Origin of the sequence: Kitasatospora saccharophila (assembly GCF_039529925.1) — a bacterium.
Lineage (GTDB): Bacteria > Actinomycetota > Actinomycetes > Streptomycetales > Streptomycetaceae > Kitasatospora > Kitasatospora saccharophila.
The window spans coordinates 130,469-144,295 of sequence record NZ_BAAANS010000003.1; the positions used below are offsets into that span (position 1 = coordinate 130,469).

Annotated in this window: 8 protein-coding genes and 2 pseudogenes; 4 read left to right on the plus strand and 6 right to left on the minus strand. The window is 74.4% G+C overall.

Features of this window, described 5'->3' with window-relative positions; all coding sequences use genetic code 11:
* Nucleotides 1–242 precede the first annotated feature (242 nt).
* A complete protein-coding gene (locus ABD345_RS03685; protein WP_344550228.1) occupies nucleotides 243–827 on the plus strand; it encodes a hypothetical protein in 585 nt (194 codons plus the stop codon).
* A gap of 201 nt (nucleotides 828–1,028) precedes the next feature.
* On the opposite strand, the gene ABD345_RS03690 is transcribed toward ABD345_RS03685, so the two are convergent.
* The 6 genes from ABD345_RS03690 to ABD345_RS03715 form a co-directional block, all read right to left on the minus strand.
* Nucleotides 1,029–2,810, minus strand: a complete 1,782-nt coding sequence (locus ABD345_RS03690; protein WP_344550229.1) for a serine/threonine-protein kinase — start codon at nucleotides 2,808–2,810, stop codon at nucleotides 1,029–1,031.
* A gap of 36 nt (nucleotides 2,811–2,846) precedes the next feature.
* A complete protein-coding gene (locus ABD345_RS03695) occupies nucleotides 2,847–3,743 on the minus strand; it encodes a class I SAM-dependent methyltransferase (RefSeq protein ID WP_344550230.1) in 897 nt (298 codons plus the stop codon).
* Nucleotides 3,736–4,185, minus strand: a complete 450-nt coding sequence (locus ABD345_RS03700; protein WP_344550231.1) for a nuclear transport factor 2 family protein — start codon at nucleotides 4,183–4,185, stop codon at nucleotides 3,736–3,738. Before ABD345_RS03700 ends, ABD345_RS03695 begins: the two co-directional genes overlap by 8 nt.
* Nucleotides 4,186–4,246: 61 nt before the next feature.
* Nucleotides 4,247–4,834 carry a MarR family winged helix-turn-helix transcriptional regulator gene (locus ABD345_RS03705; protein WP_344550232.1) on the minus strand — a complete coding sequence of 196 codons (588 nt, stop codon included), beginning with the start codon at nucleotides 4,832–4,834 and terminating at the stop codon, nucleotides 4,247–4,249.
* Between the two features lie 192 nt (nucleotides 4,835–5,026).
* The gene (locus ABD345_RS03710; RefSeq protein WP_344550233.1) at nucleotides 5,027–5,392 is read right to left on the minus strand and encodes a hypothetical protein; all 366 of its coding nucleotides are present in this window, start codon (nucleotides 5,390–5,392) and stop codon (nucleotides 5,027–5,029) included.
* Nucleotides 5,393–5,494: 102 nt separating this feature from the next.
* Nucleotides 5,495–7,891 carry a heavy metal translocating P-type ATPase gene (locus tag ABD345_RS03715; protein WP_344550234.1) on the minus strand — a complete coding sequence of 799 codons (2,397 nt, stop codon included), beginning with the start codon at nucleotides 7,889–7,891 and terminating at the stop codon, nucleotides 5,495–5,497.
* 347 nt (nucleotides 7,892–8,238) lie between these two features.
* Here ABD345_RS03715 and ABD345_RS40230 point away from each other — a divergent pair, with 347 nt between their 5' ends.
* The 3 genes and pseudogenes from ABD345_RS40230 to ABD345_RS03730 all read left to right on the plus strand — a co-directional run.
* A complete protein-coding gene (locus tag ABD345_RS40230; RefSeq protein WP_425556755.1) occupies nucleotides 8,239–10,074 on the plus strand; it encodes a discoidin domain-containing protein in 1,836 nt (611 codons plus the stop codon).
* 155 nt (nucleotides 10,075–10,229) lie between these two features.
* Nucleotides 10,230–11,099 (plus strand): annotated as a pseudogene (locus ABD345_RS40235) (discoidin domain-containing protein); the annotation flags it as partial.
* 105 nt (nucleotides 11,100–11,204) lie between these two features.
* Nucleotides 11,205–13,631: pseudogene (locus ABD345_RS03730) on the plus strand (glycoside hydrolase family 3 C-terminal domain-containing protein); the annotation flags it as partial.
* Between the last annotated feature and the right edge of the window lie 196 nt (nucleotides 13,632–13,827).

Here is a 13,827-nt window from a genome sequence, read left to right on the forward strand (position 1 = left end):
CCCCGGAACCCGAAGGGTCCCCCGTCGTTCCCTACCGCCCCTCCGCCACCGGCGAGTTGGTGATCGACCGGAAGTCCGGGGCGCTCGTCCGCTACATGGGCGAGTGGTGCGGGCTGATGTGGGTGCGGCCGCTCGGGGGCGGGACGGAGGTTCCCGTTCATCCGGATGGGCTCGAACCGGCTTGATTCACAGGAGAGTTGTCCGACCGGACAGGTCTCGGACGCGGAAGACGAGGAAGAACCTTGCTGGAGCAGGAACTGGGCACGGAGCCCGAGCACCGATCGCCGACGGCCGCCGAACGGGCGTCGCGGATCAGGGACGGGCTGTGCGAACTGACGGGGCGTGAACCGCTGGTCGAGCGGACGATCGACGACGGGTTCAGGATCACCCTCCGGGTGGTGGAGCAGCCGGACGCGGTGTTGGCGGAGGCGGTGCTGCGGATCCTGAAGGAGGGGGACAGCTTCGGACACAGCAACAAGAACCGCTGGGACCGCTTCTGGGCCGAGGTCGACGCGTCGTGGACGGACGGGGACCCGGTGGAGGAAACGGAGAGCCCGCTGACCCCGGTGGAGTACTACCCGGATGGGCGCCTGGGGTTGGACTGGCGCGCGGTCAGTGATGACCTGGACGGGGTGGTACTGGCGCAGTCATACGACGGGGTGGCCATCGCGCGGGCGACCGATCGGCGTACGGTACTGGTCGTGAACCCGGACGAGTGGGCCGATCTGCGGGACGCCATCAAGCGGGGGCGCTGCGACCACCTGCTCGGTGACCGCCTGCTGTGCGCCGAACCCGGGCCGGGGAAGGGCTTCGTGGCCACGGCGTAGCTCACGACGGCAACTGTCGGGCGCCGGTCGTTTCGGCAGGGGTGTGCTCACCGGCGGCCTCCGTGGGCGGTTCCCCGGCCACCGCGCGATCTCCAGGAGTCCGTACGGCCCCTGACGGTCGCGCGGTGGCCGCCGACCCACCGGTGGAGCCGGTCAGCCGGTCAGCCGGTCAGCCGGTCAGCCGGTCAGCCGGTCAGCCGGTCAGCCGGTCAGGGTGAAGGTGAAGGTGCCGCCGGTGGCCAGGCAGAAGCCGGAGTCGGTGACCGCCCGGAGGTTGATCGTGTAGGTGCCGGAGTGCGCGTAGCGGTGGGTGGCGTAGGTCTTGCGCACGTCCGTGGAGCCGACGCCGGAGACGTCGGTGTAGGTGGTGTTGCCGTCGCCCCAGTCGGTGGTGAAGGTGAACGTGCAGTCGGTCCAGCCGCCGGTGTAGGTCATTTCGACGGTCGGGTCGTCGCTGCTGCAGCTGGCCTGGCCGGCGAACACGCAGCGGGGACCGTACGACTTCGCGGGCGTCGGCGTGGGGGTGGGCGTCGGGTTCGGCTTGGTGGTCGTCGCGGGGGTGGAGCCGGACTTCTTGGTGGCGGTGCCGCCCGTCGAACTGCCGCCCCCGCCAACGCCGTTGCCCGGACCGCCCGGGGTCGCGTTCGAGCCCCCGCCACCGCTCCCGTTCCCGTTCCCGTTCCCGTTCGCGTTCGGGTCCGGGTCCGGAGCCGGGGTCGGCCCGGTGGAGGCCCCGGCGTCGGGTGTGGTGCCGGCGGGGGCGGGGCTGCTGGGGGCCGCCGGGTCGGTGGCGCCGGGGAGCTGCGCGGCGCCCTCGCTCTTCTTGGGGGGCGGGTCGTACGGGAGCAGCTGCACGGCGGTGGTCGCGCCCGCGACCAGGACCACGGGGACGACGAACGGCACCAGCCTTCGGTACCAGGCGCGTTCGGGCTTCCCCTGCGGGCCGGTGATCCGCAGGGCGTTGGTCGGCGATCCGGCCGGGAGGGGCGCGGCGGGCGCGGGCGCGGGCTGCTCGGCGAAGGCGGACCTGGCCAGGAGCGCGCTCATCACCGGCGCGGGCCAGTCGGCCACGGCCGCGGCCGCGCCCGCGGAACCGTCCGGGGCCTCGTACTCGGCGCCGTGCCGGGAGGCGAGTTGGACCAGGCGGCCGGCCGTGGGGCGGCCGGCGGGGTTCTTGTCCAAGCAGGCCGCGACGGTCTCGGCGAGGTCGGGGGCGAGGTCCTGCAGCGCGGCGAGGTCGGGTTCGGTGTGGATGATGCGGTAGAGCATGTCGACGCCCGAGCCCTCGCCGAAGGGCGGGCGTCCGGTGGCGGCGTAGGCGATCAGCGCGCCGAGCGCGAAGACGTCGACGGCGGGGGTGAACCGGCCGCTGTTGTCGGCCTGTTCGGGCGCCATGTAGGAGGGGGTGCCGAGCACCATGCCGGTGCGGGTGAGGCGGCTCTGGTCGGCGGCGCGGGCGATGCCGAAGTCGATGAGGGTGGCGCCGCGGGCGGTGAGCATGACGTTGGAGGGCTTGAGGTCGCGGTGGATCATGTCCAGGCCGTGCACGGCCCGCAGGCAGGAGGCCGTCTCGCGCAGCAGCAGCCACAGCCGGGCCTCGTCCAGCGGGCCGCCGTTGGCCGCGAGGACCCGGTCCAGGGTGAGGCCGGGCACGTAGGCGGTGGCCAGCCACGGCGGGCGGGCGTCCCGGTCGGCCGCGAGCAGCGGGGCGGTGGCCTCCGCCGGCAGGCGTGCCAGGTTGTCGAGCTCGTGCCCGAAGTGCCGCTGGAAGTCCGGGTCTTCGATGAACTGCGGCAGCACCTGTTTGACCGCCGCGTACCGCCCCTCGACCACGCCGAGGTAGACCCGGCCCATGCCGCCCGCCCCGAGCCGGCCCAGCAGCGGGATCTCCCCGATCGTCCGCGGGTCGTCGTCCGCCAGCGGTTCGGCGCCGCTCCCGGCCAGGTCGAACCTGGTGCCGCCGGTTCCCCCATGCAGTGTCATGAGTGCGCATGCTAGCGAACTGCGGTGCACGCACCCCTACTTGAGGTGCACCGATCCGGTCGCGACCGCGACCCGGCCGGTGCGCAGCGAGGAGCGGCTGCGGGTGGCGGTGCCGAGGTCCTGGGCGAGGGTGAGCAGGTCGTGGTCGGAGGTGACCCGCAGGCCGTGTTCGGCGAGCAGCGCGGCCATCCGGTCCGGCTTCCACAGCGAGCGCCAGGGTTCGCCGGCGGTGGCGGAGTTGCCGAGCAGCCGGGTGAGCAGCCGTCCGGCGGACGCTTTCGCCGACGGGGACTGGTAGTTGAGGACGAGCGTGCTGCCGGGGGCGGTGCGCGCGGCGAGGGCGGCGAGGGTGGCGCGGACCTGTTGCCGGGTGAGGTAGGGGACGACGCCCTCCCACAGCCAGGTGGTGGGGGCGGCGGGGTCGTGCCCGGCGGCGTCCAGGGCGGTGGCGAGGTCGTCGGTGGCGAAGTCGACGGCGGTGAAGTGGACCTCGCGGGCTACGGGTTCGGCTTCGGCGGCGGCCAGGCGGGTGCGCTTGTCCTGCTGCGAGGCGGGGTGGTCGACCTCCCACACCTCGGCCTGCGCGAGGGCGGCCAGCCGCCAGGCGCGGGTGTCCAACCCGGCTCCCAGGATGACGAGTTGGCCGTTCTCCCGGCCGTGGAGGGCCTTCCGGACGGCTTCGTCGACGGCGACCGTGCGCGGCACCGCGATCTCGGCGCAGGCCCGGACGCTCTCGTAGCCGGTCCGGGCCTGCCAGCCCTCCGGTGCGGTGCCCGCGCGGACCTGCTCGACCACCGTCCGCTCCTCGGGGTGCAGCAGCCCCAGCGCCACCGGGTCGGCGAACCGCTCCGTCCCGGCCCGGCCGTTCGCCGCCGCCCGCCCCTGGCAGACCAGCACCGCCGTCCGGCTGGCGGCGCGCCCGTTCTCAGTCATGCCCTCCATTCAACACCCCGCCGTTCGGGCCCCGCGCGACCCCTGGGCCGCCGGACGGTGCGGAGGCCGGTCCGGCCGCGGCCATCAGGGCCTGCCAGGGTGCGGAGTCGAAGAGCAGCGTGATCGCGGTGATCCGGCCGTCGCGGAGCCGGAAGTGCTCGGCGGTGCGCTGGGTGATGCCGACCGCCGGGACGGTGTGCAGGTCGTAGAGCAGGGTGGCCTCGTCCTCGCCGTACAGCTCGCTGATCAGCTCGACCCGGTCCGTGATGCCCAACAGGCCGTCGAGACCGTCCAGGTGGCCCTCCGGGCTGTCGGAGGCGACGAACGGGCTGCGGAAGGCGAAGCCCTCGCCGATCAGCGCGGCGGCCGCGGCGACGTCCCCGCCGAACCGGGCGTCGTGGTAGGCCCGGACGGTGGCCCGGACGGTCGGGTCGGTGGTCATGCGGGGTGCACGCTCCTCGTGGTCGCGTCAGGGGGGCAGGAACAGGGACGGGGGCGGGGGTTCAGGTGGTCGGCTGCGGGGGGTCGCCCTGCGGCCGGGCGGCGCCCAGGTGCTGTTCGATCCGCCGCTGGTTCTCGACCAGGCGCAGGCACAGGTGCCGGAGCTGGGCGAGTTCCGCCTCGTCGAAGCCCTGGAAGAGGGCGGTCATGGCGCGTTGCGCGGGCTCGCGGAAGGCTTCGAGCCAGGCCCGGCCGGCCGGGGTGATGCGGGCCCGGACGGACCGGCGGTCGTGCCGGTCGGGGACGCGCCGGACCAGGTGGTCGCGTTCCAGCGTGTCGACCAGGCCGGTGACGTTGCGGGAGGTGACGCCCGCGGCGCGGGCCAGTTCGCCGATGCTGAGCCCCTCGTCGGGGGCGGTGTTCAGCCGGGCGAGGAGGTCGAGCGCCCCCGCGCTGAGGCCGCGTCCGCCCGCGCCGTGCGAGCGCAGCCGGTCGACGGCCTGGGCGGCCGAGCGGACGGCGGCGGCGGCCTCCAGGGCCAGGGTGGTGTCGTCCCGGGCGAGGGCCCGGAGGGAGGAGCGGGCCCCGGGGTCGTAGAGGGAGCCGTCCGGGCCGCTGGCGAGCTCTCGGGATTTGTGTACGTCATTCATTATGAAGCGGTACCGTACCTGCCGGGGCCCGGACCGCCCATCAGCCGTCGGCCGTCGGCCGTCGGCCGTCGGCGCCGAACCGCCTGCCGTGCCGGTGAGTTGGCGAAGCGTCGGGGGAACGACGGAGCGCCCGCCGGACCTCTCGGTCCGGCGGGCGCTCCGGTACTGGCGGATCTTCGGGGGCGGGGACGGTCAGCCGTCGGAGTAGCTGAGGTCACCGACCGACCAGGCGCTGATGTCCTCGATGGCGATCCGGTACATGCCGCCGGTGTGCGGCAGACCGAAGTCGCCCTGCAGGATGCGGGCCCGGTGGAGGTGCAGGTGGGTCGGCGGCTCCGGCGAGTTGTTGGGAGGGGGCGGGGCGAACAGGGCGGCGAACGGTTTCAGGTGGTCGGAGGTCTGCAGGACGTCCGCCACCCGCTCCCACCACAGGGCCACCGGGGCGAGCCTCCCGGTGATCACCGCACCGGGAACGACCACGGTCACGGACATCTGGTTACTGTGCTCGGACTCCACCATCGTGGCGATGTCGACGAGCAGCCCGTCAGGGTTCGACATGCTCCGAGCCTAGGCCACTCCCCCGCCCGTGCACCGCGATTCCACCAGCCGAATCCGTCACGTGCCCGCCGGGAAGCCGCCCGGAGCCCGCCGGGAGCGGGGTCAGCCGGCCAGGGAGAAGTAGTTCTCCTCCTCCTGGGCGAAGTGCAGGCGCAGCACGGAGTGCAGGCCGTAGAGGCAGGCGCGCAGGTCGTCGCGCTGTTCGGGGGCGAGGGCGCCGTTGCCGTCGGCCTGGGCGAGGTGGGTGGTGACGCGGTGGGCGAGGCGGTGGATCTCGGTGTGGGCGCGGCTCATGGTGGCGGTGGTCTCGGGGCCGCCGAGGGCGTGCGCGAGGGCGGGGTAGAGCTCGTGCTCCTCGGCCTCCTCGTGCGGCAGGAGGCGGGTGGTGAGCAGGTCGTCGACGTGGCGGACGGCGGCGAGGGCCTCGGGGGCGGGGGCGTCGGTGAGTTCGTCGGCGGCTTCGCGGACGGCTTCGACGACTTCGCGCAGGTCGTCGTGCTCGGCGGCGAAGCGGCGCACCAGGGCCTCGGTGTCGGCGTCGATCCCGGGCCCGGCGCCGGGGCCGGGCCGCAGGGCGCGCAGGGCGTTGAGGATGACGGCGACGTCGATGACTTCCTGGAGCAGCGCGCCGGGGGCGGGCGGGAGCAGGCCGAACGCGGCGACGAGCATCGCGGCGAGCGAGAGCAGCATGCCGCCGAGGGCGGACTGGACGGCGATCCGGCGGGAGCGGACGGCGATGTGGGCGGCGTCGGCGAGGCGGTCGACCCGGTCGGCGGTGAGGACGATGTCGGCGGCTTCGGAGGAGGCGCTGGCGCCGCGGGCGCCCATCGCGACGCCGACGTCGGCGGCGGCGAGCGCGGGGGCGTCGTTGACGCCGTCGCCGACCATGACGGTGACGGCGCGGGCGCGTTCGGCCTGCACGGCGTGGACCTTGTCGGCGGGCGACTGGCGGGCCCGGACCTCGTCGAGGCCGACCACGGCGGCGATCTCGCGGGCGGGTTCGGGGCGGTCGCCGGTGAGCATGACGAGCCGGGTGACGCCGGCTCCGCGCAGTCGGCGGACGGTGCGCGGGGCGTCGTGCCGGACGGGGTCGCGGAGCAGGACGACGCCGGCGGGTTCGCCGTCGAGGACGACCCAGGCGGTGGCGGCGCCGTCGAGCGCGGCGCGGTTGTCGGCGGCGCGGGCCCAGGCGGGCGGCCGGTCGGCGTCGTGGCGGCCGACCGAGACCCGGGTGCCGTCGGCGAGGGTGCCGGTGGCGCCGCGGCCGGGGTGCTCGGCGACCCGGGTGACCTGCGGGAGGTGGAGGCCGCGGTCGGCGGCCTCGGCGGTGATGGCTTCGGCGAGGACGTGCGGGGAGTACTGGTCGACGGCGGCGGCGACGGCCAGCACCTCGGCGGGGGTGCGGCCGGGGGCGGCGATCACGTCGAGGACGCGGGGGCGGCCGGTGGTGAGGGTGCCGGTCTTGTCGAGGGTGACGGTGCGGGCCCGGCCGAGGGTCTCCAGGGCGGCGCCGTCGCGGACCACGACGCCCTTGCGGGCGGCGCGCGAGATGCCGGAGACGATGGCGACGGGGGCGGCGAGCAGCAGCGGGCAGGGGGTGGCGACGACCAGGACGGCGACGGCGCGCACCGGGTCGCCGCTGATCAGCCAGGCGAGGGCGGCGGTGCCGAGGGCGAGCGGCAGGAACCGGGCGGCGTACCGGTCGGCGAGCCGGATGACGGGGGCGTTCTCGGCGCCGGCCTGCCGGGTGAGCCGGACGATCTCGGCGTAGGTGGAGTCCTGTTCGGTGGCGGTGGCGCGCAGGTCGAAGGCGCCGCCCGCGTTGACGCCGCCGGAGCGGACGGCGTCGCCGTGGCCGCGTTCGACCTGGGCGGACTCGCCGGTGAGCACGGACTCGTCGAGGACGGCGCCGGTGCCGGCGATCCGGCCGTCGACGGGGACGACCTCGCCGGGGCCGACCACCAGCAGGTCGCCGACCCGGACGTCGGCGAGGGGGACGGTCTCGACGGCGTGCAGCCCGTCCCCGGTGCGGCGGCGGGCGGTGCGCGGGGCGTGCGCGAGCAGTTGGCGCAGGTCGCGTCCGGCCCGGCGTTCGGCGGCGGAGTCGAGCCAGCGGCCGGTGGCGAGCATCAGGGCGATCAGCGCGCCGGCCAGGTACTCGCCGGTGGCGAGGGTGCCGGCCAGGGCGAGGACGGCGATCAGGTCGACGCCGGCCCGGCCCCGGCGCAGCGCCTGGACGACCCAGAGCACGGCGGGGCCGACGGCGGCGGCGGTGGCGGCGATCCACAGGCCGTCGGCGAGGCCGCGGGCGCCGAGCAGCCGGGCGAGGCCGCCGGCGGCGGTGGCCAGGACGGTGACGGCGAGCAGCGCGGTCTCGACGCCGCCGCCGGCCGGCAGGCTCCGGAGGCCGCCGCCGGGCGGCCGGGCGGTGGCGGCGGCCTCGTCGGGTGCCCGCTCGTCGGGCGGGCGTTCCGGCGCCACTCGGGTCTGCTGCGGCATCGCGCGGGCCTCCTCCGCTGGACGGGCACGGGCTCCCTTCCAGTGCACCTCCGAGCGCTCCGGCCCGCCAAGGGACGGAGGTCCTCGCTCGCGCCGTCCGGGGCCCGAGCAGCGGGTTCTCCGAGCCTCGAACAACGGGTTCTCCGGGCGCCGAACAGCGGGTTCTTTGAACGCCGCCAACCGCCAAAATGGGAGAGCGCTCTCCCGCTTGACATGAATTCTCCCAGGTCATCACACTGCTGGGGCGAGAGAGCGCTCTCAGATTTCGGCGCTCACCCTCTCTCTCGCTGCGCGACCGCCCCCCCCCCCCCCCCCCCCCCCCCGCACGCGCACCCGAGGAGCCGCAGATGCTCGCCCCAGGCATGCCCGGAACACCCCGAACGCACCGCCCCCCGACCCGCCGGTCGCACCGGACCCCCGCCCGCTGGAGCACGCCCCTGTGCGCCCTCCTCGCGGTCACCGCCCTGCTGGCGGGCCTGGTGCTCGCCCTCGCCCCCGCGCCGCCCGCCCGGGCCGCGGTCGCCCTGCTGTCCCAGGGCCGCCCGGCCGCCGCCTCCTCCACCGAGAACGCCGGGACGCCCGCCTCCGCCGCCGTCGACGGCGACACCGGCACCCGGTGGTCCAGCGCCGCCGCCGACCCGCAGTGGATCCAGGTCGACCTCGGCTCCGCCCAGGCCGTCAGCCAGGTCGTGCTGCGCTGGGAGACCGCGTACGCGAAGGCGTACCAGGTCCAGCTGTCCGCCGACGGCACCACCTGGACGAGCGTCTACTCCACCACCACCGGCGCCGGCGGCACCGAGACGCTGAACGTCACCGGCACCGGCCGCTACGTGCGGATGTACGGCACCGCCCGCACCACCCAGTACGGCTACTCGCTCTGGGAGTTCCAGGTGTACGGCACCGCCGCGCCGAGCGGCTGCGGGACGCAGAACGCCGCGCTGAACCGCCCGGCCACCGCCTCCTCCGCCGAGAACGCCGCCACCGGCGCGTCCGCCGCCTTCGACGGCAACCCGGGCACCCGCTGGTCCAGCGCGTTCGGCGACCCGCAGTGGGTCCAGGTCGACCTGGGCTCGGTGCAGGGCGTCTGCCGGGTGCAGCTCCAGTGGGAGACGGCGGCCGCGCGGGCGTACCAGCTGCTGGTCTCCGACGACGGCACCACCTGGCGGCCGCTCTACTCCACCACCACCGGCGCGGGCGGCACCGAGTCGCTGACCGTCTCCGGCACCGGCCGCTACGTCCGGATGAACGGCACCGCCCGCACCACCGCGTACGGCTACTCGCTCTGGGAGTTCCAGGTCTACACCGCCGCGAGCGGCAGCGGCTCCCCCTCGCCGTCGCCGAGTCCGTCCTCGACGGCGCCCGCCGACCCGTTCTGGGGCGACACCGGCAGCATCCCGGCCGCGAAGAACGTGCTGACGGTGAAGGTGCTCAACCGCACCAACGGCGCCTACCCGGACAGCCAGGTGTACTGGAGCTTCAACGGGCAGACCCACTCGATCGCCGAGCAGCCCTACCTGGACATGCCCGCCAACTCCTCCGGCCGGATGTACTTCTACCTCGGCTCGCCGACCAGCAAGTACGCCGACTTCATCGAGTTCACCGTCGGCCCGAACGTCTTCAACGGCAACACCACCCGGGTCGACGCCTGGGCGCTGCCGCTGGCCATGCGGCTGCACTCCGCCGACGGCTACGACGTGCAGGTCGGTGACGCCCGGTCGGTGTTCGACGAGAGCCGCACCCAGCTGTTCCAGGACTTCGCGAACGCCGTGCCGCCGGAGTTCAAGGTGCTGGCGCAGACCGAGGCCCCGTACCGGATCATCGCGCCGGGCAGCGACCCGAGCTTCCGCACCGGCGGCGTGAACGCCAACTACTTCACGGCGTACGCGAGTTCGGTCGGCGTCAACGAGAGCACCTCGAACATCTTCGGCTGCGCGGGCAGCCTGGCCGCCGACCCGGGCACCTGCGCGGCGCTGAACCGGCACGTCGCGACGCTGCCGCAGAGCCAGTGGTCCGACCCGACGAAGTACTACGCGGCGGGCCCGGCCAACTACTACGCCAAGTTCTGGCACGACCGCGCGATCGACGGCCTGGCGTACGGCTTCCCGTACGACGACTACGCCGGCCAGTCCTCGTACGTCTCGCACGAGAACCCGCAGTGGCTCGAAGTGGCCGTCGGCTACTGAGCCCCGGCGCGTCCCCCGCTCGTCCGGCTACGAGGAGAACCGTGAACGCACGTTCGGCACGCCCGCCGGGGCCCGCCCCGGCCTTCCGACCCGCCCGGCAGCACCGGCACCCCCGGCGCACCGCGAAGACGCTCTGGACGGCGGCGCTCGCCGTCCTGGCCCTGCTCACCTCCCTGCTGGTCACGGAGGCGCCCGTGGCGCAGGCCGCTCCGGCGCTGCTGTCGCAGGGGCGCCCGGCCAGCGCCTCGTCGGTGGAGAACGCCGGGACGCCCGCCTCCGCCGCCGTCGACGGCGACACCGGCACCCGGTGGTCCAGCGCCGCCGCCGACCCGCAGTGGATCCAGGTCGACCTCGGCTCCGCCCAGGCCGTCAGCCAGGTCGTGCTGCGCTGGGAGACCGCGGCCGCGAAGTCCTACCAGATCCAGACCTCGAACGACGGCGCCACCTGGACGAGCGTCTACTCCACCACCACCGGCGCCGGCGGCACCGAGACGCTGAACGTCACCGGCACCGGCCGCTACGTGCGGATGTACGGCACCGCCCGCACCACCCAGTACGGCTACTCGCTCTGGGAGTTCCAGGTGTACGGCACCGCCGGGACGGGCTCCGGCGCCGCCTGCGGCAGCCAGAACGCGGCGCTGGACCGGCCGGTGACCGCCTCCTCCGAGCAGAACGCCGCCTTCCCGGCCGCGGCCGCCGTCGACGGCGACGGCGGCACCCGGTGGTCCAGCGCGGCCGCCGACCCGCAGTGGATCCAGGTCGACCTGGGCGCCGTGCTGCCGGTCTGCCGCGTCTCGCTGGCCTGGGAGGCCGCCTACGCGACCGCCTTCCAGCTGCAGGTCTCCGCCGACGGCGCCACCTGGACGAGCGTCTACTCCACCACCACCGGCCCCGGCGGCACCCAGGCCCTGGACGTCACCGGCACCGGCCGCTACGTCCGGATGAACGGCACCGCCCGGGGCACCGGGTACGGCTACTCGCTCTGGGAGTTCCAGGTCTTCACCGGCGGGGGCGGCAGCACCCCGTCGCCCACCCCGTCCCCGTCCCCGTCCCCGTCGCCCAGCGGCACCGGCGGCACCGGCTGCGGCACCGTCAACGCCGCGCTCGGCCACCCGGCCACCGGCTCCTCCGCGCAGGACGCCAACCCGGCGTACGACGCCTTCTACGCCACCGACGGCAGCACCCTGACCCGCTGGTCCAGCGCGGTCGGCGACCCGCAGTGGATCGTGGTGGACCTCGGCGGGAGCCTGCCGGTCTGCCAGGTGGTGCTGCAGTGGGAGAACGCCTACGCCACCGGCTTCCGGATCGAGCTGTCCGACGACAACAGCACCTGGAGGAGCGCCTACTCCACCACCACCGGCACCGGCGGCACCCAGACCGTCAACGTCACCGGCACCGGCCGCTACCTGCGGCTCTACACCACCGCCCGGGCCACCGCGTACGGCGTCTCGCTCTGGGAGCTGGCCGTGCGCACCGTCGGCGACCGGACCGTCACCATCCCGCCGCCCGCGCCGAAGCCCGCCCCGGGCAGCTGCCCGGGGCTGAACCAGCCGACCGTGCCGGTCGCGACCCGGGTCGCCCAGCTGATGGGCGCGATGACCCAGGAGCAGAAGGACCGGATGCTGTACGGCGACGGCTCCGAGGTCTACATCGGGCAGATCGCCGGGCAGCCCGAGCTGTGCATCCCCGACCTCAACCTGGAGGACGGCCCGAGCGGGGTCGGCGACGGCCTCGGCGGCGTCACCCAGTTCCCCGACGGGGAGGTGTCCGCGGCCACCTTCGACACCGACTACGTGCACGAGTTCGGCGTCGCCGCCGGCCAGGAGTTCGCCGGCAAGGGCGTGCACGTCTCGCTCGGCCCGACGATCAACATGGTGCGCGACCCGCGCTGGGGGCGCTCCTACGAGACCTTCGGCGAGGACCCGTACCTGAGCGGGCAGATCGCCGCCGCGGACGTCCAGGGCATGCAGAGCCAGGGCGTGATGGCCGAGGTCAAGCACGTCGCCGCGTACAACGTCGAGCAGCCGTCCGCGCCCGGCAACGAGATCGTCGACACCCGCACCCTGCAGGAGATCTACCTGCCGGCCTTCCAGACCGCGATCGAGAAGGGCGGCGCGGCGGCGCTGATGTGCGGCTACAGCATGGTCAACGGCGAGTACTCCTGCCAGAACCCGGCGCTGGAGAACGTCGCGATGTACCAGCAGGCCGGGTTCCAGGGGTTCATCACCTCGGACTGGGGCGGCATCCACTCGACCGTGCCGTCCGCCAACGCGGGCGAGACCGTCGAGATGCCGTTCAGCGGGTTCTTCTCCGCGCCGCTGCTGCAGGCCGTCGCCAACGGCCAGGTCAGCCAGGCCACCTTCGACACCATGGTCTCCCGGGTGCTGACCCAGATGTTCCGCTTCGGCCTGTTCGACAAGGCGCCCAGCGGCTCCAAGACCGCGATCGTCGCCACCCCCGCCCACCGCGCGGTCGCCCTGCGCGGCGCCGAGGAGGGCACCGTCCTGCTCAAGAACAACGGCCTGCTGCCGCTGAACGCCGACGCCGGCCGGTCGATCGCCGTCATCGGCGCCCAGGCCGGCCCCGGCACCCTCACCTCCGGCGGCGGCAGCGGCAACGCCACCAGCTCCGGCACCTACACCCCGCTGTACGGCCTCCAGCAGCGCACCGCGGGCACCGGCACCACCGTCAGCTACAACGACGGCACCGACCGGGCCGCCGCGGTCGCGCTCGCCAAGGCGTCGAACGTGGCGGTCGTCTTCGCCGCCGACAATTACGGCCACGAGACCGCCGACACCGCCACCCTGAACCTGCCCGACGACCAGGACGGGCTGATCGCGGCGGTGGCCGCAGCCAACCCGAACACCGTCGTGGTGCTCAGCAACAACTCGGCGGTCATGATGCCCTGGCTGAACCAGGTGGCGGGCGTCTTCGAGGGCTTCTACCAGGGCCAGGAGTTCGGCGAGGCGATCGCCGCCCTGCTGTTCGGCGACGTCAACCCCTCCGGCCACCTGCCGATCACCTTCCCGGCCTCGCTCTCCCAGGTCCCGGCGAACACCCCCGCCCAGTGGCCCGGCACCGGCGGCACCGTCCAGTACTCGGAGGGCCTCAAGATCGGCTACCGCTGGTACGACTCCAACAACCTCACCCCGCTCTTCCCGTTCGGCCACGGCCTCTCCTACACCACCTTCGCCTTCTCCAACCTCCAGGTCGGCCCGCTCACCAACGGCCGGGCCACCGTCACCGCCACCGTCACCAACACCGGCACCCGCCCCGGCACCGAGGTCGCCCAGCTCTACGTCGGCGCCCCCGCCGCCACCGGCGAACCCCCGCACCAGCTCAAGGGCTTCCAGCGGATCACCCTGAACCCCGGTGCCTCCGCCACCGCCACCTTCACCGTCTCCGCCCACGCCCTGGCCCACTGGGACACCACCGCCTCCCACTGGACCGCCACGGCCGGCACCTACCGGATCCTGGTCGGCGACAGCTCCCGCAACCTCCCCCTGGCCGCCGACCTCACCAACCCCACCACCGTCACCGCGGACGCCATGGACTGACCCCGGCCCCGCTCCGTGGTGGCCGAGGGACGGTCACCACGGAGCCGGGGCACCCGGGAAGGGGCGGTCACCACCCCGCCGGCCCCGTCCGGACAGTCGGGCTTCAAGCCAGTTATTAATACATACATACTTTTATGGGGCAGGTTGGCCCCACCGGCCCGAGTCGGCGTTCCGGTCCCGTGCGGGACCGGAACGC

Coding starts and splice junctions, on each gene's coding strand:
- ABD345_RS40230 (WP_425556755.1), top strand. CDS start 8,239: ATGCTCGCCCCAGGCATGCCCGGAACACCCCGAACGCACCGCCCCCCG.
- ABD345_RS03690 (WP_344550229.1), bottom strand. CDS start 2,810: ATGACACTGCATGGGGGAACCGGCGGCACCAGGTTCGACCTGGCCGGG.
- ABD345_RS03710 (WP_344550233.1), bottom strand. CDS start 5,392: ATGTCGAACCCTGACGGGCTGCTCGTCGACATCGCCACGATGGTGGAG.
- ABD345_RS03715 (WP_344550234.1), bottom strand. CDS start 7,891: ATGCCGCAGCAGACCCGAGTGGCGCCGGAACGCCCGCCCGACGAGCGG.
- ABD345_RS03695 (WP_344550230.1), bottom strand. CDS start 3,743: ATGACTGAGAACGGGCGCGCCGCCAGCCGGACGGCGGTGCTGGTCTGC.
- ABD345_RS03705 (WP_344550232.1), bottom strand. CDS start 4,834: ATGAATGACGTACACAAATCCCGAGAGCTCGCCAGCGGCCCGGACGGC.
- ABD345_RS03700 (WP_344550231.1), bottom strand. CDS start 4,185: ATGACCACCGACCCGACCGTCCGGGCCACCGTCCGGGCCTACCACGAC.